The 26,520-nt window shown below is 52.8% G+C and carries 26 protein-coding genes; 7 read left to right on the top strand and 19 right to left on the bottom strand.

Annotated elements, in window-relative coordinates; genetic code table 11:
- Positions 1-195 precede the first annotated feature (195 nt).
- From B7988_RS11235 to B7988_RS11185, 11 genes are all read right to left on the bottom strand, one after another.
- Positions 196-660 carry a PTS sugar transporter subunit IIA gene (locus tag B7988_RS11235; protein WP_073319143.1) on the bottom strand — a complete coding sequence of 155 codons (465 nt, stop codon included), beginning with the start codon at positions 658-660 and terminating at the stop codon, positions 196-198.
- Positions 661-759: 99 nt separating this feature from the next.
- Positions 760-1,524 (bottom strand): type I 3-dehydroquinate dehydratase, encoded by a 765-nt coding sequence (locus B7988_RS11230; RefSeq protein WP_073319145.1) that lies wholly within the window; start codon positions 1,522-1,524, stop codon positions 760-762.
- A 16-nt stretch (positions 1,525-1,540) separates the two neighbouring features.
- Entirely contained in the window at positions 1,541-2,542 is a 1,002-nt protein-coding gene (pyrC, locus tag B7988_RS11225) for a dihydroorotase (RefSeq protein WP_088657973.1), read from the bottom strand.
- Between the two features lie 106 nt (positions 2,543-2,648).
- A complete protein-coding gene (locus B7988_RS11220; protein ID WP_249268973.1) occupies positions 2,649-3,443 on the bottom strand; it encodes an ATP-binding cassette domain-containing protein in 795 nt (264 codons plus the stop codon).
- Positions 3,444-3,463: 20 nt separating this feature from the next.
- Positions 3,464-4,363 carry an ABC transporter permease gene (locus B7988_RS11215; protein ID WP_073319149.1) on the bottom strand — a complete coding sequence of 300 codons (900 nt, stop codon included), beginning with the start codon at positions 4,361-4,363 and terminating at the stop codon, positions 3,464-3,466.
- Positions 4,344-5,027: a ribosome biogenesis GTP-binding protein YihA/YsxC gene (gene yihA / locus B7988_RS11210; RefSeq protein ID WP_249268972.1), complete on the bottom strand. Its 684-nt coding sequence runs from the start codon at positions 5,025-5,027 to the stop codon at positions 4,344-4,346. The genes B7988_RS11215 and yihA overlap by 20 nt, the downstream gene beginning before the upstream one ends.
- The gene (gene recR / locus B7988_RS11205; RefSeq protein WP_088657972.1) at positions 5,024-5,620 is read right to left on the bottom strand and encodes a recombination mediator RecR; all 597 of its coding nucleotides are present in this window, start codon (positions 5,618-5,620) and stop codon (positions 5,024-5,026) included. Before recR ends, yihA begins: the two co-directional genes overlap by 4 nt.
- Complete coding sequence (locus tag B7988_RS11200) at positions 5,610-6,845, bottom strand: EAL domain-containing protein (RefSeq protein ID WP_073319152.1); 1,236 nt, start codon at positions 6,843-6,845, stop codon at positions 5,610-5,612. Before B7988_RS11200 ends, recR begins: the two co-directional genes overlap by 11 nt.
- A gap of 3 nt (positions 6,846-6,848) precedes the next feature.
- Positions 6,849-7,688, bottom strand: a complete 840-nt coding sequence (gene hisG / locus B7988_RS11195) for an ATP phosphoribosyltransferase (RefSeq protein ID WP_088657971.1) — start codon at positions 7,686-7,688, stop codon at positions 6,849-6,851.
- The gene (gene hisE / locus B7988_RS11190; protein ID WP_088628520.1) at positions 7,685-7,945 is read right to left on the bottom strand and encodes a phosphoribosyl-ATP diphosphatase; all 261 of its coding nucleotides are present in this window, start codon (positions 7,943-7,945) and stop codon (positions 7,685-7,687) included. The genes hisG and hisE overlap by 4 nt, the downstream gene beginning before the upstream one ends.
- A gap of 43 nt (positions 7,946-7,988) precedes the next feature.
- Positions 7,989-9,023: a GGDEF domain-containing protein gene (locus B7988_RS11185; RefSeq protein WP_170930640.1), complete on the bottom strand. Its 1,035-nt coding sequence runs from the start codon at positions 9,021-9,023 to the stop codon at positions 7,989-7,991.
- A 213-nt stretch (positions 9,024-9,236) separates the two neighbouring features.
- On the opposite strand from B7988_RS11185, the gene B7988_RS11180 reads away from it, so the two are divergent.
- From B7988_RS11180 to B7988_RS11165, 4 genes are all read left to right on the top strand, one after another.
- On the top strand, positions 9,237-9,746 hold the full coding sequence (locus B7988_RS11180) for a DivIVA domain-containing protein (protein ID WP_073319160.1): 510 nt from the start codon (positions 9,237-9,239) through the stop codon (positions 9,744-9,746).
- A gap of 6 nt (positions 9,747-9,752) precedes the next feature.
- Positions 9,753-9,974 (top strand): DUF167 domain-containing protein, encoded by a 222-nt coding sequence (locus tag B7988_RS11175; protein ID WP_073319163.1) that lies wholly within the window; start codon positions 9,753-9,755, stop codon positions 9,972-9,974.
- Between the two features lie 61 nt (positions 9,975-10,035).
- On the top strand, positions 10,036-12,258 hold the full coding sequence (locus tag B7988_RS11170) for an HD domain-containing phosphohydrolase (protein ID WP_249268971.1): 2,223 nt from the start codon (positions 10,036-10,038) through the stop codon (positions 12,256-12,258).
- 13 nt (positions 12,259-12,271) lie between these two features.
- The gene (locus B7988_RS11165) at positions 12,272-13,177 is read left to right on the top strand and encodes a flavodoxin (protein WP_088657968.1); all 906 of its coding nucleotides are present in this window, start codon (positions 12,272-12,274) and stop codon (positions 13,175-13,177) included.
- A gap of 9 nt (positions 13,178-13,186) precedes the next feature.
- Here B7988_RS11165 and B7988_RS11160 read toward each other — a convergent pair whose 3' ends face one another.
- The 8 genes from B7988_RS11160 to B7988_RS11130 all read right to left on the bottom strand — a co-directional run bounded on the left by B7988_RS11160 (position 13,187) and on the right by B7988_RS11130 (position 21,580).
- A complete protein-coding gene (locus B7988_RS11160; protein WP_088657967.1) occupies positions 13,187-13,966 on the bottom strand; it encodes a DUF975 family protein in 780 nt (259 codons plus the stop codon).
- A gap of 45 nt (positions 13,967-14,011) precedes the next feature.
- The gene (gene metH / locus B7988_RS11155) at positions 14,012-17,683 is read right to left on the bottom strand and encodes a methionine synthase (RefSeq protein WP_249268970.1); all 3,672 of its coding nucleotides are present in this window, start codon (positions 17,681-17,683) and stop codon (positions 14,012-14,014) included.
- Positions 17,684-17,751: 68 nt separating this feature from the next.
- Entirely contained in the window at positions 17,752-18,183 is a 432-nt protein-coding gene (locus B7988_RS11150) for a hypothetical protein (RefSeq protein ID WP_073319175.1), read from the bottom strand.
- Positions 18,176-19,027 carry a metal ABC transporter permease gene (locus B7988_RS11145; protein ID WP_088657966.1) on the bottom strand — a complete coding sequence of 284 codons (852 nt, stop codon included), beginning with the start codon at positions 19,025-19,027 and terminating at the stop codon, positions 18,176-18,178. Before B7988_RS11145 ends, B7988_RS11150 begins: the two co-directional genes overlap by 8 nt.
- Before the next feature lie 68 nt (positions 19,028-19,095).
- Complete coding sequence (locus B7988_RS11140) at positions 19,096-19,752, bottom strand: ABC transporter ATP-binding protein (RefSeq protein ID WP_088657965.1); 657 nt, start codon at positions 19,750-19,752, stop codon at positions 19,096-19,098.
- Between the two features lie 13 nt (positions 19,753-19,765).
- Complete coding sequence (locus tag B7988_RS11135; RefSeq protein WP_088657980.1) at positions 19,766-20,848, bottom strand: metal ABC transporter substrate-binding protein; 1,083 nt, start codon at positions 20,846-20,848, stop codon at positions 19,766-19,768.
- An 80-nt stretch (positions 20,849-20,928) separates the two neighbouring features.
- Positions 20,929-21,195 (bottom strand): hypothetical protein, encoded by a 267-nt coding sequence (locus B7988_RS14920; RefSeq protein ID WP_141225645.1) that lies wholly within the window; start codon positions 21,193-21,195, stop codon positions 20,929-20,931.
- Complete coding sequence (locus B7988_RS11130; protein WP_088657964.1) at positions 21,188-21,580, bottom strand: transcriptional repressor; 393 nt, start codon at positions 21,578-21,580, stop codon at positions 21,188-21,190. The genes B7988_RS14920 and B7988_RS11130 overlap by 8 nt, the downstream gene beginning before the upstream one ends.
- A 237-nt stretch (positions 21,581-21,817) precedes the next feature.
- On the opposite strand from B7988_RS11130, the gene B7988_RS11125 reads away from it, so the two are divergent.
- The 3 genes from B7988_RS11125 (at position 21,818) to B7988_RS11115 (ending at position 26,350) form a co-directional block, all read left to right on the top strand.
- A complete protein-coding gene (locus B7988_RS11125; RefSeq protein ID WP_073319190.1) occupies positions 21,818-22,681 on the top strand; it encodes a DUF4423 domain-containing protein in 864 nt (287 codons plus the stop codon).
- On the top strand, positions 22,678-24,000 hold the full coding sequence (locus B7988_RS11120) for a hypothetical protein (RefSeq protein ID WP_088657963.1): 1,323 nt from the start codon (positions 22,678-22,680) through the stop codon (positions 23,998-24,000). The genes B7988_RS11125 and B7988_RS11120 overlap by 4 nt, the downstream gene beginning before the upstream one ends.
- A gap of 121 nt (positions 24,001-24,121) precedes the next feature.
- Positions 24,122-26,350: a carbohydrate-binding protein gene (locus tag B7988_RS11115; protein WP_088657962.1), complete on the top strand. Its 2,229-nt coding sequence runs from the start codon at positions 24,122-24,124 to the stop codon at positions 26,348-26,350.
- Positions 26,351-26,520 lie beyond the last annotated feature (170 nt).

Below are 26,520 nucleotides of genomic sequence, written 5' to 3'. Positions count from 1 at the left end.
AACCAGTGACCTCTGCCGTGTGAAAGCAGCGCTCTAAACCAACTGAGCTAACCGTCCGAGGTGCGAGCAAATATATAAAAGTTTTTATAACCTGTCAAGGGGTTGGAGGGATGTGTAGTGTGAAATGTGTAATGACTAATTACTAATTACAAATTTCACATTTCACATTTCACATTTCACATTGCGGCGAAGCCGCTACAGGTATTTGTCCTCGGCGGCGCGGAGAATGGTCAGGAATTCGGCCGGGTCCTTGGAGGCGATCAGGTCCTTGCGGACGCCACCGTCGGCCAAAAGACGGCTGACAGAGGAAAGTGCCTTGAGGTGCGGGCCAACGGTATTGCCCGGGCTCACGATCAAGATAATCAGGTAAACCGGTTCGCCGTCGAACGAGGCGAAATCGATGCCGCCTTCGATAGTGGCTGCTGCCATGCACATGCGGTCCACGCAGTCAATCTTGGCGTGCGGAACGGCAAGACCGCAACCGATACCGGTTGAACGGCTCTGTTCGCGGGTCCAGACGGCATTGAAAATTTCGTCGCGGTGTTCCAATTTGTAGGCACTGCAAAGCGTATCCACGAGTTCGTTCAGGATCTCTTCCTTGGACGTGCTCTTGGAGTTGATCAAGATGCAATTGTCGACAAATCTTTCGGAAAGACGCATATTGTTTTCCTTTTATGATATTCAATATGGATATTTAGCAAAAAAAAGCGCCGTTTGGACAAAAATATGCCCTTTGAAACGAAAAAATATCAAAAATGACTAAAATTGGTTCAAAAATGCCAAAATTTCCATCTGGGAGTGCAAATTTTCGGCTTGTTCGAGGGCGCGGCGCATAATGGAGACTTCGATTTGCCCGGGAGCCTCGGAATGCCCGATAGAGCCGTAGGTGAGGTTGGCGCCTTCGCTTAAGGACCAGAGACGGCTGACCCTGCCTGTTTCGCCCATGCCGAAGGCGGCGAACAGCTGGAATTTCTTGCCGTATTTTTTTGCGAACTTGTATAGGCGGTCGCAGTCGCTGTCGGAATTGCTCATGGCGGCAATCTTTAGCCCCTGGGCGCCCACGCGCTTGATGTCGGCGGCAAAGGTATCGAGTTCCATGTCGGTCGGAATGCGCACGAAATTGTGCTCCGAAATGAGCAAGCTTACGCCGATGGGGTTGGCCATAAGGTTTAATGCCTTAAAATCGTTCAGGCAGTCGCGTTCGAGGTCGAGCCATTCGGGAACCTGCTTGCCCGAAAGAATGCGCTGCCAGAGTTCCAGGCGTTCTACGGCGCGGGCGTCGGGGAATTTGCCGCCGTCGCGTTGCAGGCGGATGGTGCCGATCTGGATCTTGTTGCCGACGATGCGGCGGACTCTTTCCGAGAGCGCGGGCCATTCCGATTCGTCGAAGAAATCGTAACGGATTTCGATCGCGTCGCAATTGTCGAGGTCGAGACGCACGGGGTGGAATAAGTCCTTTTCGGCGGCTTCGAGAACGTCTGGGCCTACAAGGCCAACAAGGTATTTGCGGGAATCGGATGGCATGGCGCAAATATAAAAATTATGCGAGTTTCCAGTCGAGTTCCTGGCCGGCGGCGAGCGGGACCACGCCGTTTACGATTGATGGCACGGTCCATTTTTCGCGGACGACCTCGATTTGCTTAGTCGTGCGCGGAAGGCCGTAGAAGTCGGCGCCGTAGCCGGCAATGAAATTCGGGAGCTTGTCGAGGTGGCCAGCCCGTTCGAATTCTTGCACCAGAAGCGGAATGGCGACCGGGGCGCTGTAGACGCCGGCTGCGCCGCAGGGGCATTCCTTTTTGCCCAGCTGGTGCGGCGCAGAGTCCGTGCCGAGAAAGAACTTGGGGTTGCCGCTGAAGGCGGCTTCGCGGATGGCGGCACGGTCTTCCGGCCGCTTCGGTAAGGGCTTGCAAAAATGGTGCGGCCGTAAGGCGTCCCCGACGATATCGTCAAGAGTCATCATCAGGTGGTGCACGGTAAAGGTGGCTGCCACGTTTGCAGGCAGGCGCTTGACTGCCTCGACCGACTTCGCCGAACTCAGGTGCTCAAAGACGATTCTCAACTTCGGGAATTTTTCGGCCAAGGTCTCTACGCGCTTGATGAAGGCGCTCTCGCGGTCCAGGCAGAATTCGCCCGGTTCTTCGCCGTGCACGCACAGCACAAGGCCAAGATGCTCCATCATGGCGACCACGGGGAAGATTCCCTCGAAATCGCTGATGCCGTCGGCGCTGTTGGTGGTCACGCCGGCGGGATAATACTTGCCCGCCACAACGCCGACCGCCATCATGTCCTTCAGATCTTGCTCGGTGTAATTCGGATTCAGCTTGAACGTCATGAGCGGGACAAAGTCGGGGCGTACGGCCTTTGCCGCATCCAAGATCTGCGTCTTGTAATCGGCAATCGCCTTCGCAGATGTCATTGCAGGCACCGTGTTCGGCATGATGATGGCTCGGCCAAATTGCTGAACCAAGTCGCGTACATAACCGGGCATTAAATCGCCCTGGCGCAAATGCGCATGAAAGTCGTCGGGTAGAGGGAGAAACATTTTGAAATCCTTTTGTAAAATGTGTAGTGTGGGATGTGGAATGTGTAGTGTGTAATGGTTAATTATTCATTTGTCATTTCACATTTCACATCGCGGCTTCGCCGCTCTACCCGCTATTGCGGAGGTCGCGGAACAGTTCCCTGGAAATTTCGCTGTCGGAGTTGAGCCAGTAATCGAAGGGCTTGGGCTCCGTCAAAGTCTTGCGGTGCAAAAAGCAAATGTTGCAGCCGAGTTCCTTGGAAATCATCAAGTCGTGAGTCACGATAAGGATCGTGGTTTTAAACAGCGTACGCATGTTGTCAATCAGCGGCAGCAAGTTACGGCGGTTATAGTTGTCAAGACCAGCTGTCGGTTCGTCCATCAACAAAAGCTTCGGGTCCATGGCCCAGCTGCGGGCGATTGCCACACGCTTTTGCATGCCCATACTGAGCATGTGCGGGAACAAGTCGGCTTCGTCGCGCACGCGCATCAAGTCCATGGCCATGTTGATTTTTTCTTCGATTTCGGCGGCTGTTCCCATCTTGTGGTAACGAAGCGGGAGCGCGATATTGTCGCGCACGCGCAAGTTCGAAATCAGGGCCCCGTTCTGGAACACCATTCCCACCTGACGCTTGGCGACTTCCAAGGCTGTTAACTTTTCGGGCGGGATATATTCGCCGAAATAGTAGATGTTTCCGCGGGTGGGGCGGGTAAGCCCGGCAATGACTCGGAGCAGAGCGCTCTTTCCTTGACCGGAAGGTCCGCCAATGCAAATGGTTTCGCCGCGTTTTACCGAAAGGTTGACGTTCGAGAACAACTCCTTTTGCGGGTCCATTTCGATGCCTCTGAAATACCCCAAAATTCTCGGCTTAGAGAACATCGCTCCTACGAGGTCCCTATAGGCGAGGTGGATATCTTCCATTCTTAAGGCTTCGTCAAACATTAGATCAGCTGGTTGAGGTTGTTCATGTAGTCCACTAAGTAGAATATCGAAATAATCACATCGGCAATGACAACGTACAGGAACGATTTAATCACGGAGCGCGAAACGGCCTTGGGCACCTGGCGCACGTCACGCGGAATGTTCAGGGCCTGGTAGCAGGCGTTGGTGGTAATGATGGCGCCAAAGACAAGGGGCTTTACGACGATAAAGAGGAAGTCATCGAGTGTAAGCGCTTTCAGGATTTCATCGGTCAGATAAGTCCAAGTCAGCTGAATGCTGGACATTTCGCTTTGCATGACGCCGCTCATACCGCTCATGAAAATCGCGCACTTGGTAAGAATGTATCCGCCGCAAATGGCGCTTGCGCTAAAGAAGATGTTCATGATGAACATGGCGATACAGCCGCCGATCAGGCTCGGCATGACCAAGAAACGGATCGGGTTTACGCCCATGGTGGCAAGCGCGTCGACTTCGTAGTTGATCACCATGCTGCCGATATAGGTCGTGAGCGAAGAACCGCTTCGGCCTGCAATCAAGAACGCTGTAAGGACAGGGCCTAGTTCACGGATGACGACTACCACGATCATGCTGCCCACGAAGTCGGCAAAGCCCATCTTGCCCATCATCGAAATCACTTCGATAATGGTGATGGTTCCGAACAAGGTAGCGACGACAATAAGAATCGGGAAAATTTCGACGGCCGTAAAATACGTCTGCATGATGATATTACGGGAGTCGGTCTTTAAACTACGGTTTTTGGCGAATATACTGGAGATGGCCCTGAAGAACAAGGCGATTTGTTGGCCGAAGGGACGGCGCAACAAGAACAGGCCCAGCAAATGGAATGCCTTTGCAGGGGCTGTGAATCGCTGCCAGTTTCTAGGGCTCCTTACTCTCATTCTTCTGTTCGATCGCTTCCAAAATTTGGTGCCACAAGTCGCCGAGTCCGAATTTCTTGAAAGAGCTCACGCTCAAAGGATTCTGGTCGAGCCCGAATTTTTCCTTGATGCTGCGGAGTCCTTTTGCAAGTTCCGACTGGTTTGCCTTGTCGCGTTTGCTTGCAACGATCAGTACGGGGCAACCGCTGGCCCGAATGGCTTCGACCGTCTCGATGTCGATAGCGTGGCCGCCGTGGCGCACGTCTACCAAATATACGAGTCCTTTCAGGTCTTTACACTTTTCCACGTATTCACGGATAAAGTCTGCCATTTGGTCGCGTTTGGCGTTGCTGACTTTTGCAAAGCCTACACCTGGTAAATCTACTAGAAAAAATTGCCCGTTGACTTTGAAAAAATTCAATTCGCGGGTTTTTCCGGGGGTTCTGCCTACTTTTACCAGGTCTTTTCGGCCCATCAGGGCGTTCATGAGCGAAGATTTGCCCACATTGGAGCGTCCAAGGAAGGCTATTTGCGGTAAGCGTTCTTCGGGAAGGTGCTTGATGCTTGTCGAACCTTTGACAAATTCAGCGGAGACGATTTTATAGTCGCCTACCGTGACAGGGCCGTGATGAACGGTCTTGGGCGGTAAATTCGCCTTTGTCCCTTTCGGTGATTTTTCCATCATAAGCTGACTCTCCCTTCGAATGCGCGGAGCATGGTGACTTCGTCGACAAATTCCAGGTCCGAACCCATCGGGATTCCGCGGGCAAGGCGCGTGCGCTTGACGTTTACGCCTTGAAGCATGTGGTCGAGCATGAGCGCGGTGCTGTCGGCTTCGGGGCTAGAACCTAATGCAAATATAAGTTCTTCGATGCCTTCGTCCTTAATGCGCTTTACCAGTTCGGGCAGGTGCAGGTGCTCGGGGCCGATCCCGTCGAGGGGCGAAATCACGCCGCCCAGAACAAAATAGGTGCCCTTGTAAATGCCCGAGCGTTCAAAGGGGACAATGTCGGAGCTTTTTTCGACTACGCAAATGCACTTGGAGTCGGGCCTTGCCTTGCATACAGGGCACAGGTCTTCGTCGGTGAATGCGTAGCAGCGTGGGCAGGGGTGTACGTTCTTCTTGGCGTTCAGCAAGTTCGCCGAGAACCGTTCTACATCGCCTTCGTTTCTGGAAAGAATATGATACGCAAGCCTTCGGGCGGTCTTCTGCCCGATTCCGGGGAGCGATGAAAATTCCCCGATTAACGCTTCAAGACTTTGCGGCTCAATGTTCATTGGCAAAACTATAGGATTCGTTGAGGCAGAGTTTCAGTTGTGCAAAATGGATGCCTTCTTCCTTGAGACATGCCTGGATGGCTTCGCGGTCGTCGAGTTCCACAGCGTCTGCGAGGCGGAGCAGCGTGCCGAGGCGGCCCGTGCGGTTGAGGAGGGCGTCCTGCATTTCGTCGTCGGCAGGGGCGTCCGGCAAGATTGTTTCGAGCGGGGCGCGCACGAGAGCGTCCATGCGACTGATGAGCCCGACCATGAATGCCTTGGCACAGAAGTCGTCGTTGTTCTCGTCGATGCAGCGGGCGAGACTTTCCATGAACTTCGCGCGGTGGCTTGCGTTCTGGAACAAGGGCGAGGCCTGCGGCGTCATACCGAGTTCCGGGCGGGCGTACAGCATAAGCATGAGCCATTCCTGGATGCGGCGCATGCCGACCCACACGATGGCGTCCTTGACATTGTCGATGCGGCTATGGCGGGTCTCGGAGTCGGAGTTCACGAACCGGAGCAGGTTCTGGGCGATGTCTTCGTGCTTGGTAAGGCTTTCGACCATGTCTTCGAGGCTGGGTCTCGACTTGATGCGGAGCAGCAGTTGCAGAAGCGTTGCCGAGGTCGCGTCGATTTTACGGCCGGTCACCAGTTCGGGCTTTGCAAAGAAGAATCCCTGGAAGTAATCGTAGCCCGCTTCTTCGCAGCGTTTGAATGTGGCTTCGTCTTCCACCTTTTCGGCCAGGAGCTTGATTCCCATGGTCTTGAAGAAGACTGCGGCTGCGTTCATGGATTCTTGCGAATTATCCACCACGTCCATCTTGACGTAGCTTACGTACGGGAACAGCGGCTTGAAGCGGGTGATGAATTCGTCGTTGAAAATAAAGTCGTCGAGCGCTAGTTCGAAACCTAGGGCCCTGTAACGCTGGACGGCCTTGACGATTGCCTCGTCGACTTCCACGTCTTCGAGAACCTCGAGTACAAAGTACTTGGGGTTCAAAAGTCCGAACAGGTTGTCGAGCAGCATGTTGCGGCTGCAGTTCACGAAGGCCTTGTTGTTTCCGATCAGGCGTTCGATGCCGATATTGTTCAGAACGTTTTCAAGCACCTGCGCCGTGGCGAGCACGTCGCTTGCAATGATGGCGATGTCGCTTTCGGGCGAATCGCGAAACAGAAGCTCATACGCGTAAATCTTACCCTCGCGGTCGAGGATAGGCTGGCGTGCTAAGTAGGCGAGTGTTTGCATGTCTTAAATACGAGCGCTCTTGATCCCGAACAGGAGAATGCTGCGTGCGCCTGCGTCCCAAAGCTTGTCCATGATGGCATTTGCTTCGTCTTGCGGGACCATGGCCTTCACGGAGTACCATTCGCGGCCGTGGAGCTTGGTCACCGTCGGGGCGTCGAGGCCCGGCGTGAGTTCGCATGCTTTCTGGAGCAGTTCGGAGGGGCAGTCGTATTCGATCATCATGTACGACTGGGCAACGAGCTTGCCTTCGATGCGGCGGATCAGCGTGTGGACTTCTTCGAGTTCGGTCTTCTGCGGGTTGCAGAAGAGGGCGGCGTTGCTACGGAAGAGCGGCTCGCCCACAATGCGAAGTCCTGCCTGCTTGAGTGTCGTGCCGGTTTCGACCACGTCGACAATGGCATCTGCCACGCCGAGACTCACCGAGATTTCGACGGCGCCTTCGAGCACCACGAAATCCATCGGCTTCTTGTAGAAACTTTCCACGATGTTCGGGAAGCTGGTGGCGATAGTGGAATTCTTCAGTTCATCGAGGGACTGCACCGGGCTCTCGTTCGGCACGGCGGCGCACATCTTGGAGGCGCCATAAGGCAGGTCGAGAACCTTGACCGCCGGGCTCTTGGCTTCGGCGTTAAAGTCGATACCTGTGATACCGGCATCGATAATGCCGCGGCCCACGTACATGGGGATGTCGCTGGGGCGCAGGAAGAAGAATTCGATTCCGTTCTTGGTATCGAGTTGGGTCAAAGTCTTGTAGGGCTTGGAGGCCTTGTAACCGCAAGCCTTCAGAAGTTCCTGGGTGGGCTCAAAGAGCATGCCCTTGTTGGGGAGAGCGACCTTAATCATAGTTTAGCGTACACTTCTTCGAGGGTGAGACCTTTTTCGGCCATCATAACGGCCACGTAGTAAAGAACCTGCGAAAGTTCGAGGCACTGGGCGTCGCGGCTTTCGAAACGTGCAGCCATCCAGCTTTCAGCGGCTTCTTCTACCAGCTTCTTGCCGATGCCGTGCGGACCCTTCTTGAACAGTTCCGTTGTGCCCTTACCTTCGGGCATATCCTTTTTGCGCTGGCAAGCCAGTGCGAACATCTCTTCAAATGTCATAATGGACCTCTTTAATTTTTTCAGAGGTAAAGATAGAAAATCTCTAGTTTTCCACCATGTTGCGAATCTGGTTCTTGCCCTGATTCTTTGCCGAAACGACAAGCTCGTCTACCCGGAATAGCAACTGCTTGACATCGGATGCCGATTTTGAATTGCAGGGGAGAAGCCCGCCGCTAATGGTGAGTTGCAGTTCCGGGTGTTCTTCGAAGGTAATCTGGCGCACTGCCTTGCGAATGGATTCGACCTTTGCGTACGCTTCTACTTCGGAACCGGCATTAATGAGATAGATGAATTTTTCGCAGCCGAAACGGGTGACAATTTCGCCCGTCGTCTCGTCTTCGCTCTTTTGGATGAGCTTGCCGACGGTGCAAATGACGGTGTCGCCAAAGCTGTGTCCGTACTTGCTGTTAATTTGTTTAAAATCGTCCATGTCGAACATGGCGATAAAGTAGTCATTGCGGTGTTTCCAGACGGTTTCGTCTAGGAACTTGAGCAAGTACCTGCGATTGTAAAGGCCGGTAAGGGAATCCCTGACCGACAGGTAGTCGAGTCGAGCCACCAGCTTTTCGCTTTTTTCGCGTTCCTGCACGTAAGACATGAGCGAGAACGAACCGACTGCAAAAAGCGTAATGCCGGTCAGAATATGGGTGACCAGAATGTCGAGGAAGGCTCCGTCGCGGTCAAGCGTGGTGTAGAGCATGTCCGGTTTTTTCCAGGATAAGTAGATGATGGTAGCCTGGATCAACAGCGAAATGATAAAAGAAATGTTCTTGGCGCGTCCGCGGACTGCAAAGGCAATCAGCGCAAGCGAGGTGATGCAGTAAAGGGGCATGCCGCTGGTGATGCCGCCGCAAAATAGGAACAGCATGGGCATTAGAAAGCAACTAAGCGCACAACACATGACCAGGTAGCACTGGTTGTAGAGTGTTGTTTTTACGGCGACAAAGGCGATTACGAAGCAAAGTACGGCGCAACCGAGACTTGCAAGCGATGCTGAAAAGTTCAGCCCCTCGTAAATGGTAAAAAGAGCAGAACAGGTCGCTACCAAAGTGACGACCACTAGTATTGACCAGAACATTTTACGTTCCAGCGTGTCCTGATTCCCCCAGAATTGTTTAAAGGACTTTATCATATAGATGTAAAACAAATATAACTTGATATAATTTGAATCGGAATGGGCTAGTGGGCTTTTTATATCTTATTTTTTGATATCAACGGTGTCATCCTGTGCAAGTTGTTATATTTCTGTCAACGCCAGGAACGGCAAATTTCAATTTTTTGCAGGTTTAGTATGGAACTTACACCTTTGGATATCCGAAACCAGAACTTCCACAAGAAGAATCTCGGGGGAATCGATCCCGAAGAGGTCAAGGCTTTCTTGGAAACAGCTGCCAACGCATTTGAACAGATGTCCAGAGACAAGACCGACCTTACGGAACGCCTGAAGGTTGCCGAAGAACGCGTGAATTACTATCGCCAGATCGAAAAGACGATTCAAGACGCCGTAGTCACCATGCAGAAGACGGTGGACGAAGTCAAGGCTACTGCCGAAAAGGAAGCTGAAATTATTGTTGCCGAAGCAAAGGCAAGAGCGGTCCGCGAGGTGGAGTCCACCAAGAAAGAGGCTGAAGAACTCCGCATGGAAATTGAACAGCTTAAGCAATTGCGTACAAACTATTTTATTCGTTGCCGTGCCTTGATTAGGGGCCAGGAAGAGCTCTTGACGGCCATGGAAAATGACCAGCGCATGCAGGAAGAGCTGAAAGCTCGCCCGGCAGCACCGGGGAACGTGCTCGCCTAGTACTTTATGCGAATAAATATCAAGGTACATGCCCGGAGCAAGCGCGAAAGCGTGAGTGAACTCCCGGACGGGAGCTACAAGGTCGAAGTCAAGGCTCCTCCGGTAGATGGGGCGGCGAACGAAGCCATCTGTGAACTCCTGGCAGACCATTTTGGAGTGCACAAAAGGGATGTTTCGGTAGTTTCGGGCGCTACAAACAACAAAAAAATAGTGGAAATTATAAAGTAGGACTCTTGGGAGTCCTTTTTTTATTTATTTTAGAAGTATTAAGAAGGATGTATTGGGTCAAATGAAAACGGCTCTCAAAAAGTTTTTTGATTTTGAAAACGGCTCCAGCTTAAAAAGCGTGGTATTGCTCATTATTGCTGGCCTGTTATTGAACATCATTCCGGCGAAGATGGCTCTCGCCCTCCATTTGCCGCTTTACTTGGACTGCCTGGGTACCATCATTACCGCCATGCTTGGCGGAAACCTGCCGGCAGTCATCGTCGGTTTTACCTCGAATGCGATTAACGGTATTTCGGACCCCGTGACCATGTTCTACGGGGTGATCAGTATTTTTATTGCAGCCCTTGCAACATTCTTTTACCACCAGCGCTTTTTCAAGAACATTCCGCGCCTGTTTGTCGTGATCCTTTCGTTTGCCTTGATCGGCGGCGGAATCGGATCTGTATTTACCTATTTCCTGTACGGATTCAATTTTGGCGAAGGCATTTCGGCTCCGTTCTCGATTGCATTCCACGAAGTCCTTGGCTGGAGCAAATTTACTTCGCAGCTTTGGGCCGACATTGTCCTCGACTTTTTTGACAAGGGCGTTGTCGTTATTTTTGCGGTGTTCCTTTTCCGCTTTATTCCCCGCTTCATCAAGAACCACTTGAATAGGGTGTTCCTGCGCGTCAACAGCAACGATGTCATGAAGAAGATGGTACGTCATTCCTTGCTCCGCAAGGTGGTGTACATGGTGATTGCGGCTGAAGTTCTTTTGGGCGGCCTCGCCTGTACGATTGGCTTTTTCTTGTACCGCGAAAACTCCGTCAATAGCTTTATCGGTATTGCAAATGGTGTGACCAAGGCGGCGTCTACGGCAATTGATCCTGAAAAGGTCGAAGATTATATAGCCCGCGGCTACGAGGTCGATGACTATGCGTTTGTGAGGAAGGTCCTGCACTCTATTAGAGAAAGCTTCCCCCAGACCAAGTACCTGTACGTGTACCAGATTCGGGAAGACGGTTGCCATGTGGTATTCGACTTGGATACCGAAGATGAACCGGGAAGTTCTCCGGGCGACGTTGTGGAATTCGATCCGAGTTTTGAACCGTATTTGTCGACTCTTTTGGCCGGCGGCGAGATTGAACCGATTATCTCGGATGACAAGTACGGATGGTTGTTGACCGTATATCGACCGATCCGCAATTCGTCGAACAAGACGGTTGCCTATGTTGCGGCTGATATCTCGATGGAAAATATCATTCGCGACGAAGCAATCTTCTTTATCAAGATGCTTTCGCTGTTCTTTGGTCTTTCGATTATCATCATGAGTATCGTGCTTGAACTGGTGAAGCGCGGCGTTGTGATTCCCATGAACCAGATGTCCTTGGCCGCAATGAAGATTGCAGCCAATACGACTCGAGCCAGCATGCTTGAATCCGAAAAGGTGGACCTTGAAAGCATTAGGGATAGCGTGGAACGCCTCGGGAAAATCGGGGTCAAAACTAGCGACGAAATTGAGCACTTGTACGAGTCCATCTATACGATGGCGAGCGATACCTATAACTTTATCCAGCGTGTGCAGGAACAGAACGAACGTATCCGGCGCATGCAGGAAATCATTATTATGGAATTCGCTGAAGTGGTTGAAGCCCGCGACAAGAGTACGGGTAACCACATTAAGAAAACGGCCGAATACGTGGAGGCGATTGCCTTGCAGCTCAAGGCCGAAGGCAAGTTCAAGGATGTGCTCACGGATGCCTACATTGAAAAACTGAAACGTGCCGCTCCGTTGCACGATATCGGCAAGATTGCCGTGTCGGACTTGATTTTGAACAAGCCGGGTAAGCTCACCGATGAAGAATTTTCCATCATGAAGAGCCATACCACCGAAGGTTGGAAGATTTTGACCAAGATGGTGGAAGATGCCGGCGATACAATCGATGCGGACTACATGGTCGAATCGATTGACATGGCGCATTATCACCACGAAAAGTGGGACGGCTCCGGCTATCCGACCCACATCAAGGGCGAAGAAATTCCGCTGTCTGCAAGAATCATGGCGGTGGCCGACGTGTTCGACGCCTTGGTGGCAGAACGCGTGTACAAGAAACCGTTTACCTACGAAAAGGCGATGGCGATTATTACCGAAGGTGCGGGTAAGCATTTTGACCCGGATATCGTGGAAGCCTTTACGCATATTTCGGAAAGACTATACGGCGCAAGAACCAAGCTGCCCCCGCAGCCAGAAGGAGTGATTGCGAATGCTGATGCTGGTGCCGCTCCGGAACAGTCTAAAAGTTAAATAGGAGAAACCTATGTTTAACAAGATGAAGTGGACCGCTGCTATGTCTGTATTGGCGGCTTCGATGGTGTTTACCGCCTGCAACGAGCAGGATGCAAAGAAAGAATCGCCCGAAACGGCTAAAGCTGCGAAATCCGCCGAAGTCGCGGCGAGTGCGCCCTCGAAGTCCGTGGTGGTGTATTTTTCGCAGAATGGAGCAACCAAGAAACTCGCCGATATTTTCGCGAAGGCGAAGAACGCCGATGCCGTGGAACTCAAACTCGTGACGGCTTACCCGTTGACTTACGACAGCACTGTTGCCGCGGTTGGTGCCGAACGTGAAAGCAAGCAGTGGCCTGCTCTTGAAAACGCGAAGGTGGATATTGCCAAGTACGATACGGTTTACTTGGGTTACCCGATTATGTTCGGGAGTTTCGCTCCGCCGATTTACACCTTCCTCGATTCGAACGAGCTGAGCGGCAAGGTGGTGGTGCCGTTCTGCACGTATGGTAGCGGTGGCCGTAAGGCTTCTGCCGAAGAACTCAAGACACTCGAACCGAATGCGAATGTGACGCTTGCCTTCGGTATCTCGAACAAGCGCATGACGGCCGAAACCGGCGATTCCGTTGCCCGCGCCGAAGTGGAAACTTTCTTTGCAAATTTGGAAACGGGTAAGACAGATGAAATGCTCATGGGCGGATTTTCGGAACAGCGCCCGCTTACTGCAGAAGATTCTGCCGTGTTTGCCGAGGCGACCAAGGATTACGCTTACCTGAGCCTCAAGCCGCTTTCTGTTTCGACGCAGGTGGTGGCCGGAACGAATTACTTGTTCGTTTGCGAAATGAAAGCCTTCGGTGGCCCGGCAACTCAGACAAACGTGAAAATATTTAAGCCGCTCCCGGGGCGCGGTGCGGCTGAATTGATCGTTGTAGAAAAGTAATTATAAACTTTATTCTTCGACTTCAAATTCTTTTTCTTCTTCAACGGGTTCGGTAGGAATCGTCTCTGCTTCTTGGATGGGGGCAGCGGCGAGTTTCTTTTCGTACTCTTTTTTGATATCTAAGTAGAATTTGGCTCTAGCCGTGCTGTAGTATGGTACTACCCATAAGGAGGCTATGCCGAGCGTGATAATACAAAGTAAGAACCAGCCGATGAAAGAAAGACCGAGAATGAAAAGTTGCATGCGGTGGCCGTACATCATTTTTCGGCTTTCGGTGATTGCTTGCAGGGGGCCGTATTCCGGGTGGTCCATGAGAATGAATTCGGTCATGGCGTAAGAATAGTACTTGATGATGCCGGGGATGATGAGGAGAAGGTACCAGCAGATAAGGAATATTGTCTGTAATATCTCCGTAATGACAAACTTGAAAAAGAATTCGACGTTACGGAATGCCGTGAAAAGTCGTTTATAGGATAGGTGTGTTTTTCGGGCGACGTCGAGGAAACACGCCATGAGACCAAACCACATGCACCAACTAAAGGTTGTTGAAATAATGCCCCAAATGTCGCCGAAAGAACTTCCTTCGTCTGCGATATATTCTGGTAGGGAGAAAAGTGTGTCGAGTAGCATCAACAGAAGCCAGACGATGATGCCGTAACCCCATTTGCCGTGCAAGGCTTCGCGGGCGTAGGCCCTGATATCTGCAGCGGATGCCGCCATTGCTTCTTCGCGGCCTTCGAAAACTTCGGTCTCTTGCTGCTCGACCTGAATATCTTCTTTGTTTTCCATATTAATCCCTTTAAGTTGTATGAACTTAAAGGGAATATATAAAAATTACACCTTCACGTGGAAATAATCGATTTCGGGGTGGCTGATGTAGAGGCCGCTCACGGAGGCCTGCGGGTACATGGCGCCGTTCTCGGTGAGCGATATTCCGACACTGCCGAAATCGATGAGTTTTGCGACGTTGAAGATTTCCTTGATGTTCGGGAGCACGGGGTAGCCGACGGCCGGGCGGATGCCCTTCCAGCTGTTGGTGCGGGCGAGTTCCTGGCTTAGGTATTCGGCGCCGGCTTCGGCGAGGCGGTCGGCGACAGTCTGCATCAGGAGAACGTCGTAGTCGCTGCCGCCCTGTTCGGCCTTCATTTTTTCGAGGCGCTTCACGAAGGCGTCGCTCACGGTGACGGCGAAGGCACCTACGATGTCGCGGAATACATCTTTACCGGCGGGAGCGGCGAAGATGCTTGCGGTATTTGCATTGGCAGGGGCTACATAGTCGCAGAGCGCGAGGCAGGTGCCTTCCGGGTTCTGCTGGCGTGCCGTGGCGACTTCGACAAAGTCGGAGTCGGTGCCGGTACGGCCCGTGTTGAACTTGATGGAATTTTCCGTACCGGCTGCAGGGTAGAACGCCTGCACGGCACGCAGCGCATATTCGGGCTTTGTGAGACTCTTGATAAGTTCTTCGGCGTCGGCCTTGAGTTTCTTTGCTTCTTCCTGGTCCGGCTTGATTTTCCAGGTAAAGAAGAAGTATTCCCAGCTGATAAGCGGGATGACTTTTTCGAGCGCGATGGGCGGGAGTTTGCTTTCGCCCATGAACGGAGGCTCCACCGGCTGGTACTTGCTCCAGTCGCAAAGGTAGCGCCGTTCGAGCGGAGTCTTCTCTGCTGCTGCCATGGCGCTTGCGGCTTCGGTTTGGATGCCGTTTTGCTTGTCGCGAATGCGCTGCTGTTCTTCGCGGTTTTCTTGAATGGTCTGCTCGCTGGTCGCGGGGTCCAAGAGCTTTTGCACGAGGCCCGGGTTACTGGCGGCGTCGCGCACGTGGAATACGGGGCCTTCGTAGCACGGGGCAATCTTTACGGCCGTGTGCGTGGGCGAGGTCGTTGCGCCGCCGACGATAATCGGGATGCGCTGGCCTGCATCCTGCATGGCTTTAGCCACAGTGCACATTTCTTCAAGGGAGGGCGTAATCAGCCCGGAAAGGCTCAAGATATCGGCCTTGTTCTCGATGACCGCCTTCACGATTACATCTTCGGGAACCATCACGCCGAGGTCCACCATCTCGTAGCCGTTACAGGCCATAATCACGGAGACGATATTCTTGCCGATATCGTGCACGTCGCCCTTGACGGTTGCAATCACGATTTTCCCGCGGCTAGAAGCGTTGGCGTCCTTGCCCGCCTCGATGTAGGGTTGCAAGATTTCTACCGCCTTCTTCATGGTGCGTGCGGTCTTTACCACCTGCGGCAAGAACATCTTGCCTTCACCGAAGCGGCGACCGACTTCGTTCATGCCGTCCATAAGCGGGCCAGAGATGATTCCCACCGGGCTATCGCCGCGGTTGATGAGTTCCATCAAGTCGGGCTGAAGCGATGTGGAAGTTCCCTTGAGGAGCGCTTCTTGCAAACGTTCTTCGGGCGTGGTAGGCTTTGCTTCGGCGGCAGCGCTGGCGTTGTCGTCAGAAGAGCTTGCGCCTGTGCTCATGGCGAAAATCGCCTTCGGGTCGTATTTGGTGCCCGATTCCTTGGCGGCAGCGGCGGCTGCGGTCATGCGGCTTGCAATTTCGATGAGCGCTTCGCTTGCATCCGGTTCTGTGTTGTAGATGACTTCGGTAATGGCCATGCGGAGTTCCAGCGGAATCGTCTTGTATTCGATAATCGCGCTGGGGTTCATGATGGCCATGCCCATGCCGTTTGGAATCGCATAATGCAAGAAGGTGGTATGCATCGCTTCGCGCAGGTAGTTGTTACCGCGGAAGGCGAAGGAAAGGTTCGAAAGACCGCCCGAGATGCGCACGCCGGGCAGGTTGTCCATAATCCAGCGGACCGCGCGGATAAAGTCAATGGCGTAAGCGTTGTGTTCTGCCATGCCCGTAGCGACTGTCAAAACATTCGGGTCGTAAATGATGTCGGAGGGGTCGAAGCCGAGCTTCTTCACCATGATGTCGTAAGCGCGGGCGGCAATTTCCACGCGGCGCTCGTAGTTGGTGGCCTGGCCTTCTTCGTCGAAGAGCATCACGATGACCGCACCGCCGAGGCGCTTGATGGTGCGCGCGTGATCGATAAATGCCTGTTCGCCCATCTTGAGGGAGATAGAGTTCACGATGCACTTGCCCTGGGCGCACTTGAGGCCAGCCTCGATGACTTCGAATCGGGATGAGTCCACCATGATCGGCACGCGGCTGATGGCGGGGTCCGATGCGAGCAAGTTCAAGAAGGTCTGCATTTCGGCGGTGGCGTCGAGCAAGCCATCGTCCATGTTCACGTCGATCACATCGGCGCCGTCTTCGACTTGCTTGCGGGCAATGTCGAGGGCTTCTTCGTAATTTTTTTCGTTGATGAGGCGGAGGAACTTCTTGGAGCCCGCCACGTTGCAGCGTTCGCCCACCTTCACAAAATCTTCGGCGTTGCAGCTGTCGGCGCCGTTGCTCGGGCGCACCTGTTCCTTGAACAGCGGCTCGAGACCGGCGAGGCGGAGCAGCGGACTCGTGGCGTACTTGGGCGCGGGCTTGCGGCGTTCGTAATCGGCTGGCAGGGCGTCGAGCATCTTGCGCATGGCGGCGATGTGTTCCGGTGTGGTTCCGCAGCAGCCGCCAATCATGTTCACCAGCTTGTCGTCCAGGTAAACGCCCATCAGGCGCACCATGTCTTCGGGCGTGTCGTCGTAACCGCCGAACTGGTTCGGGAGCCCCGCATTCGGGTGACAGCTAATGTAGCAGGGCGCGACCTTGCCCATGCGGCGCAGGTACGGCACCATACCGTCGGCACCGAGACCGCAGTTCAGGCCAATCGAAAGCGGGTGCATGTGCATCACGCTCACGGCGAACGCTTCTACCGTCTGGCCCGAAAGTGTTCTGCCCGAGGCGTCGCTCACCGTCATGGAGAACATGACTTCTACGGGTTTGAGGTCGGCAGCCGCGGACCCTTCGGCAAGCTCAGGGACCTTGGCTGCGGCGCGTTTTTCCATCACCTTGGTGAATGCGCTTGCGGCGGCCTTCGCGTTCAGCGTATCAAAAATCGTTTCAATCAGGATGGCATCGACGCCTTCATCCACCAGCACCTGAATCTGTTCCAGGTAGGCGTCTTCCAGTTCGTCAAAAGTAATGCTACGGCTCGCGGGGTCGTTCACGTCTTCGCTCATGGAGAGCATTTTACTTGTGGGGCCCACGTCGCCCAGGATGTACACCTGACGGCCGTACTTTTCCATGGCCTCTGCCGCGGCCTGCTTCGCAATCTTCACGGCGGCGCGGTTCATTTCGGCAATGCGGTGTTCCTGATGGTATTCGTGCTGGCTTACGCGCTGGCTCGAGAACGTATTCGTCGTCAAACAGTCCACGCCCGCATCCACATAGCGGCGCTGGATATCGAGAATGATTTCCGGCTTCTCGATGGAGAGCATGTCGTTGTTCGCACCCTTGATTCCGTAAGTCTGAATGACAGAACCCATGCCGCCATCCAGCAGCATCATCTTGCTTTCAAAAGCTTCGCGTAAAGTCATTTTCTTTTCCATGGCACGAACCACCATACTTGTATTTGTTATGCATTTATTTAATTTTATGCATAAATATAGAAAAGTTTTTATTTAGTCTGCATTTCAGCATTGCGAATAATAGGGAATCCGCCACCGCCTTCATCGCTTTCAAAATCGAAGTCGCCTGTAATCGTAATCACGTCCCCTTCGGCGGGGTATTCCTTGGGAAATTCGCGCGGTTTTGCAAGTTCGAAGGCGAGCCCTTGCGAACAACAGGCGAGAGCGTCTTGAATGACGCAACCGTAAAAACGCCGTTCCATTTCCTCGTCGTAATAGCTCGAAAAGATTCCCTTCATCTTGATATGCTTTCCGAGATACTTGCTCGGGTACATAACCATTTGGTAAACTTGTCCGTAGACCATGGTCCCGCTCATACGGGAAATGTCAATGTCGTATTTCTCTTTACCGCCGGGTTCCTTTGCAAACAAGGCCGCAAAGGCAAGCAGAACGGCAAGAACTACTTTGAACAATTTAAACACCTCTGCCCTGAATCAGGCTGATGGAATAGAAGAGGCCGAATGCCACAATATCTGCCGCCACGATGGTGGAACCTACGGGAGTGCCTGCAAGGATTGCGACGACGATTCCGATAAGCGAGCACACGACCGAGATGATGGCCGATGCAACCGTTACCGCGAAGAAACTCTTGAAAATACGCATGGCCGAAAGCGACGGGAACACCACCAGGGCCGACACCAAGAGGGCGCCTACCAGGTTCATGGCAAGAACGATGATGACGGCCACGATGACAGCGATCAGCAAATTGAAAATCGTCGTGTTGACGCCGGTCGCCTGCGCAAAATTCTCGTCGAAGGTGATGGCAAAAATCTTGTGGTAGAAAAGAATGAATACGACGAGGACAGCAATCGAGAGTGCAACGCACAGGTAGACTTCTTCTACCCGAAGCGTCAGAATAGAGGTGGAACCGAAAAGCGTCGTGCAAACGTCACCTGAAATATTCGCCGAAGTCGAGAAAACGTTCATCAATAGATAACCGATGGCAAGGGCTCCGACCGAGACCATGGCGATGGCGGCATCTCCCTTGATGCGGGCATTTTTCCCTGTACACAACAAGAGTACTGCCACCGCGACCGTCACCGGCAAGATGAGTAGCATGTTGTTCGTAATCTTGAGTACCGCTGCAATAGAGAGCGCGCCGAAGGCGACATGCGAAAGGCCGTCACCGATGTAGGAGTAACGCTTGAGCACCAAGGTCACGCCCAGGAGCGACGAACAGAGCGAAACGAGAACGCCCACGATAATCGCATAGCGAACGAAAGGGAAATCTAGATAGAACGAAAGTTTTTCGATAAGTTCGGGCATAAAGGTTTGGGGTCGCGCTTACAGCGCTTTGAGGTATGAGGTTTGAGGAAGTTGCGACATGAACCTTTTCATTTTTCCTTAGTTGAAATCTTGTTGAAGTCCAGCACGCGGGTGGCATCGTCGAGGGCTGTGTCTACATCGTGAGTGACCATGACGACAGTCATTCCCTTCTGATGCAGCTCTTCGATGATGCGGTACATGGTTTCCGTAGATTCCGGATCGAGGCCTGTCACCGGTTCGTCGAGAAGCAGCAGGCGTTCGGCGGCGCACAGGGCCCTCGCTAAAAGCACGCGCTGCTTTTGGCCCCCCGAAAGCTCGCGAAAGCAAGATTTTGCGAGGCTTTCGGTACGGGTTAGCGCCATGCATTCCATGGCGCGATCCCGGTGCGCCTTTCTGTAGAATGGCAACAAGCGGTGCTTTCCTTGGAATGCCGACAGCACGATTTCTTCGACGGAGGCCGGAAAATCTTTCTGCACGATCGTCATTTGCGGCAGGTAGCCGATTTGATTTCGGGAGAGGCCGTCGCAGAGCTCGATGACTCCCGATTTCGGCTTGAGTAGCCCCGCGATTCCCCTCAAGAAGGTCGTCTTTCCGGAACCGTTGCGGCCCACGATGCACAGGTAGTCACCTGCGTTTATGTCGTAGTCCAGATCGCGTACCAGGTCCTTGCTCCCGTATCCGAGAGTCAACTGGCGACACTTAATAAGGGTCTTCGCATTACTCATCACACATTCCACATTATTTAATTGCTTTCTTCAAAACTTCCAAATTTGATTGCATCACGCTCAGGTAGTCCACGCCGGATTGCATCTGCGCATCCGTCACCGACTGCATCGAATTCAGCGTAAGAACCGGCGTTTCCTTTGACTTCTTGCTGGCGTCAAGAATCGCACGGGCAATTTTGCCGTTGCTTTCGTCAATCGTGAAAATCGCGGGGAGCGCGAGCGAATCCATCTTGCCGGCCAAGAAGGCTACCGTCTCGAAACTCGCTTCGCTTTCGGCGGAACAGCCAACAAACGCGGCAAAATACTTAATGCCGTAATCATCCACCAGATAGCGAAACGGAAAACGGTCGCCAAAGAGAATTGTCTTTAACGAAGCGCTGTCTGTTGCTGCACGGTATTGGGCGTCCAGGGCGCTGATCTTTGCGATGTAAAGGCCCGCATTCATGTGGTATTCCGTAGCGTGCGCCGTGTCTACTTTCGAGAGGGCATCGGCAAGGTTCATCACCAGCAGTTCCGCGTTTTTCAGCGAGAGCCAAATGTGTTCGTCGTTTTCGGCTTCTTCGTGGTGATGATGCCCGTCTTCGTGTTTTTCGGCTTTTTCGCCGTGTTCATGGTTCTCTTCTGCGATTTCTTTCGTCTCTCGTCCCTTCGGCAAGCTCAGGGCAGGCTTTTCGTCTTTCGTCTCTTCCTGCATGCCTTCCACGACTTCTTCTTCCTTGACGCGGTCGCCTAAAGCTTCCATCAGGTTCACTTGCACGCGGCCATCCTTCGGCGTTGCTTTCAGCGCTTTCTCGATCCATTCGTCGGATTCACCACCTACGAACACCACCATGTCAGCGCTTGCGATTGCTGCGATATCCTGTGCCGAGGGCTTGTAGCTGTGCAAGTCGGTACCGTTCTTGATAAGCAGTTTCAGGTTTACTGCGTCCAGACGGTCTCCGAGGATGTTCTTCAGCCAGTCGTACTGCGGATAGATAGTCGCGACAATTGAAACCTTCTTCTGTGCGGGCGCTTTTTCGTTCGATTCCGCGCTGCAAGCGACAAACATCAGCGCCATCGCCAAAACAAACATTGCAAATGCTGCAAATTTCTTCATAATAAGTCCTTTGCCCAATCGGGCCAAAATTTGAATTGATGCTTTATTGTTCGTGGCACTTGTCGTGCCCTGTGCGCCAATCAATTCAGTAAAAGGACTTTCTGTGAAACAAGAGTTGTCGACGGCGAAACCGCCGCCCTAAAGCAAGCCAGTTTGAAATAGAAAAACCGTAACGCAAGTTCGAACGGCGCTACCACCAGTTCCATACAGAACGAAATCAGTTCCAGGCAACGGTGGATGTGGTGGCACACGTGGCAGTGCTCGCCGTGGCAATGGTGCTCCAAGTGCCTCGCGACGTAGAGCGAAGCGAGTGCCACGAGCAATTTGTTCATCAGGGCGTTAACCATGGCGCCTCCGCGAACAGCCGGAACAGCGCCCGAGCAGCACGGACTGTTGTTGGTCCAGCTCGAATCCGCTGCGCTGTACCGAAAGCTGCAGAACCTTGAGGGCGGGGCCTTCCAGGTGGAAAAACTTGCCGCATTCCTTGCATACGAGGTGCATCTTTTCTTCGCATTGGCCTGGGCCCGTGTAGCGGTATTGCAACTCGTTGTTTTCGGCAGCTCCGACAATCTGGATCATTCCTGCTTTTTCGAGCCTGGAAAGGTTCCTGTAAATGGTACTCAGCGAAACCTCGGACAGACTCTGGGCCAACTCGGAGGCCTTGAAAATCCGGTCGGGATTTTCAGCCATGTAATCCATGATCATCTGTCGGGTCTGAGTTTTGTATTCCATTTTCAACGCCAAAATTGCGAACGATTCGCAAATATAGTAAAATTGCGAATGATTTGCAATTTGTGAGTTGACAAAAGCCTAAATTCCTTTTTTTTGGGGAATTTACCCCATTTTGGCCTTTTTGTGACCAGTGTCACAATGCACTTGGATAAAACGTCCATGCGAATTTCACCCTCGGTATATGTTTCTTTACCTGCAAAGTCTATTTTATTATTGTAAATATACGGGTAAATAATTATGGTTACGTTTTCTGACATATCGGATTATCGCGACTTCTTGAAGGAGTACTACGACCGTAGGAAAGCCGAAATGCCTTTCTACTCGTACCGTATGATGGGGGACAAGCTGGGATTGGATTCCAGCTACCTTTATCGCGTGTTGCAGAAAAAGCAGCACTTGCCGGCTCATGCACTCCCTGCCGCGAAAGAAATCCTTGATCTGTCCGGTCGTGAGGCCGAATACTTTGACTTGCTGTTCTCCGCAGCAGTAACCAAGGACAAGGCCAAGCGCGAAGAGCTGATGGCAAAAGCCCTCGATCTTCGGGATGTGGACCGCCACAGCCTGCAGGCAGCCGAACTCAAGCTGCTTCAGAACTGGTGGATTCCGGCCGTGCGTGCCTACCTCGAACTGAACGGTGGCGTGGTTAACGTCAAGCAGATTTCTAGGGACCTGTGCCCCCCGATTACCGAGGCCCAGGCCCAGGAAGCGATCGATACCTTGCTGGAAGTCGGCTTGGTCAAGAAGATGGCTTCGGGCAAGTTGGCTGTTACGGACGCCCATTTGACCGTGGGTGGCCCCGAAAAGAAGCAGGCTGTTCGTCATTTCCAGAAAGAAGTGCTCTCTTTGGCTAGTGATGCACTGGACAATATTCCTGTTGACGAAAGAAATATTTCTACTCTTACATTGTCCGTAGACCAGTCCTGCTTCGATGACTTGGGTGATATGCTTAGGGAATTTAGGCGTCTGGTCCAGAAGAGGGTGGACAGTGCCAAAAACTCCGACCGGGTAATGCAGCTTTCTATGGCGTTTTATCCGATTGCGCGTAAGGGCGGTGTCCGTACCGTTGATTCTGTGGAGGGCGACAAAAGGGAGTCCAAATGAAGAAATGGGTGTGGCATATAGGTTTTGCAGCTGCAGTGGGAGCGCTCATTGCGGCGTGTTCCAGTAGCAACGGCATTGATCCGAGTGCGGGAACGTCGCTTGAGACAGAGAACTCGGTTGCCGTGGTGCTCGCTGTGAAGCAGAGCGATGGTTCGCCTGCTGCCCGTACCAAGGTCTTGGTGCGCCCGGTCGACTTCTTGGCGGGTGCGAATAATATGGATGTTGTCAAGGACCACAAAAAGGGGGAATCCCCGGTGGTCGTATCCGATTCTACTTTGGGCATCTTGAATCTTGAAACCGACGAGCAGGGCCGGTTGAACCTCAAGAGACTCAAACCTGGTACTTATAATGTGGAAGCACGTCAGGATACTACCAAGGCGTTTGTGCGCGTGGTGGTGACCGATGTGTCCCGTGATTCTGTGTCGATCAAGCTTGAACCGACTGGCGCTGTTTCGGGCCAGGTGTACTTGCCTGAAAACGAATCGTCCGTGACGGTGGGCGTCAAGGGACTTGATTACTTTGTTGAAACGGACGAAGAGGGCAAGTTTGAATTTAAGAGCCTGCCGAAGGGATTGCTTACCCTGGTCGGATTCACGTTCCGTACTTACAAGACTCTCGATATGGACGGCAAGCCGTCGGCGATCAGCAACCTGATGACGGTCGGCTCCAGCAATACGAAGGTGGAGTCCGGCAAGACCTCGAAGAACGTGACGATTGGTCAGAAGCAGGTGCCCGCTTCCGATACGACGGTCAAGGAAGATGTCTACCCGGTTGTGCTTTTTGCCGACTTTGAAGACAGCACTTATGGCTGGTATATTTCTAGGTCCAAGTATGCCGAGGCAGAACTGGATGCCGAAAAGAACGTGGCTGGCCGTAAAGGCATGGTTGCCCACTTCGTGTACCAGAACGATTCCAACGCCAACTGGGCCTTGATGGGACGCGCCTTGAACGAAATGACTGATATGAGTGAGCTTGATTCAGTGGTGTTCTGGGCTCGTTCTGGACTCAGCGATTCTTCCCAGTGGATCAGCGTCTCGTTCGATGTGCTTCTCGATTCGATTGCTCTCGATTCTACCGGTTACGAAAACGGTAAGGCTTGGGTGCACTTGGAACTTGATACCACCTGGCAGCGTTTCGTGGTGACTCCGAAGGACTTGATTGAGCCCGACGAACACAATATCGGTGGCAACATCGGTTGGGATGCTGTCAAGGAACACGTGACGAACCTGAACTTCTTCGGTGGTGGAGTTACGCAAGGGACTCCTTACGAAATGTGGCTTGACGACATCACGATTTACGGTGTCAAGAATCTTGAATAGCCTTTAATCCAATGGATAAAATGTCAATGGAAAGTGTCCTCCGGGACACTTTTTTTTGTGTTTCTGAGGGTAATTTTGGAATAGAAGGTTTGGTTGTGTTTATGCCTTCGAAGGAGTCTTCATGGATTACAGAAAAGTATGGGAATTGACGAGCCTGAAAAAGGCTGCGTGCTTAGTTGCCGGGCTTGCCGCTTTTGGCTTGGCCGACAACCCGATTTCGAGTTATCACTACTTGGCAGACCCGGGTGCCGCTGCCGATGACACCTACTTCTACGTCATTACCGACTCTGACGACCCGGCGGCAGCCAATGCCAACGGCTACAACATCAAGGCCCTCTACGGTTTCCGCACCAAGGACATGAAGAACTGGACCGACTTCGGCATTATCTACGATGCCCGCAAGGTTGACGGTATCGGCGATATCTGGGCATCCGGCATTGCAGTGAACCCCAACGATCACAGGCTTTACATCGTGTTCCCCGATGGCGGTGGTGGCGGCATTGGCCTCATCGGCGCCGACAGCATTGCCGGCCCCTGGACGAACCCTGTTTCGGGCAACAAGAAGCTCATCAACAACTGGGGTGGCGGTATTTCGGACTGCGACGGCATCGGCTGGTGCTTTGACCCGGCAATCTTCTTCGATGACGACGGTACGGGCTACTTCACGTTTGGTGGCGGCAGCAGCGATAGCCGCCCGGCAAATAACAACAACAACGACATTTTCAACATCTACAAGCTCAACAAGGACATGAAGGGCTTCGATGTGAGCACCAAGACTCACCTGAAGATTGGTGGCCCGAAGGCGATGGAAGCTTCTTACATCCATAAGTACAAGGGCAACTATTATCTCTCTTATAGCACGGCCGATTTGCGCATTGCCTACGGTATGTCCAAGAACCCCATGGGCCCTTATGAATACAAGGGCATTTTCATGGGCAACCCGAACATCAACGGCCAGAACATCAATGCGAACAACAACAACCACCATGGCATTGCCGAATTCAAGGGCCATTGGTATGTGGCATACCATGACCGCCGCATTGCAAACGGTTACGACGGCCTGGAAAAGATTCCTGCCGATGACGGCAAGGCGAATCCGGTACCGGCATTCCACCGCAGCGTGAGTGTCGATGAATTCTATTACAATGGCGATGGCACCATGAAGGAACTGACCTTCACGAAGGAAGGCCCGAAGCAGATTGAGAACTTTGATCCGTACGACTGGTACCCGGCTCTCACGAGCTCCAAGCAGAAGGGCATCCGTAGCCGTTCCAACTGGAGCCCGGGCAAGGTCGCTGAGCACCTGTTGCTCCCGCTTTCCACGAAGGAATCCTGGATTCGCGTGTCGGGTGTTGACTTCGGTACGGCAGCCACTGGCTTTACCGTGCAGGCAGCAAGCACTGCCGACGGCAACAAGATTGAAATCCATACCGGTTCTGCAACGGGTACGCTTGCGGGTACCTGTACGCTCAAGAATACCGGCAACAAGTCTACCTTTGCTGAAACCAAGTGCGAAGTGGAAGGCCTGAAGGGTATCGTGGAATCCTTGTTCCTCGTGTTCAAGGGCTCGCAGGATTCGACCATGGCAATCAAGGCTTGGGGCTTCGAAGGAAGCGGCTCTACTCCGCCGACTCCGCAGACTCCTTATGGCGACAAGGCCGTGACGATTCCGGCCAAGATCGAAGCCGAAAACTATGACGTTCCGGGCACGGGCCGCGGTGAAGAAGCGCAATCCTATAGCGACAACGAGTCCGAAAACCAGGGCGATGCCGAATTCCGTACCGACTTGGGAGTCGATATCGTGCTCGGTGGTACCGGCAAGGCTATTGGTTACACCGCTGCTGGTGAATGGCTGGAATACTCGATCGTGGTTCCAGAAGATGGCGAATACGCTTTGAAGGCATCGGCTTCTACCGGTATGGAAAACGGCGCAAGCTTCTGCCTGCTTGTCGATGGTAAGGCTGTGGGCGATACCGTGAAGGTTTCGCAGACTGGCGAAGACTGGAGCGTCTACGAAGAATTCGATGCCGGCAAGGCGACCCTGACCAAGGGCGAACACATTGTCCGACTGGTGATTACCGGCGACAACGTGAATGTGGACTGGTTCTCGATTGGCGAAGTGACCACGGGTATCCATCAGGATGTCAAGCTGAACGCCTCCAAGGTTGCCCAGTACGACGTGTTCGACCTGAGCGGCAAGAAGCTCGCAAGCTTTACGGCCCGCAACATGGTTGAAGCCACTAAGATGTGGCGTGACGGTTCCGTGAAGGGTTCTGAAAAGGCCCGCGGCGTGAACCTGATCCGCAACCGTACCACCGGAATGGTCTCCAAAATCCGCACTGCGAAGTAAAAATTTATAAACAAAACCGTTGACAAAAAGTCAAAGAAAAGTGTCCTCCGGGGCACTTTTTTTGTGCTTATGAAGATAGTTTTAAAGATGGAAGGTGTGGTGTTTTACCTTCAGAGGAGTCCTTTATGGATGTTTGGAATGTGAAAGGCCTGAAGAAGGCCGCGTGTTTG

Source organism: Fibrobacter sp. UWB1 (genome assembly GCF_002210325.1).
Lineage (GTDB): Bacteria > Fibrobacterota > Fibrobacteria > Fibrobacterales > Fibrobacteraceae > Fibrobacter.
Note: the sequence above shows the minus strand (reverse complement) of the source record. Positions and strands in the feature narration are given on the sequence as shown.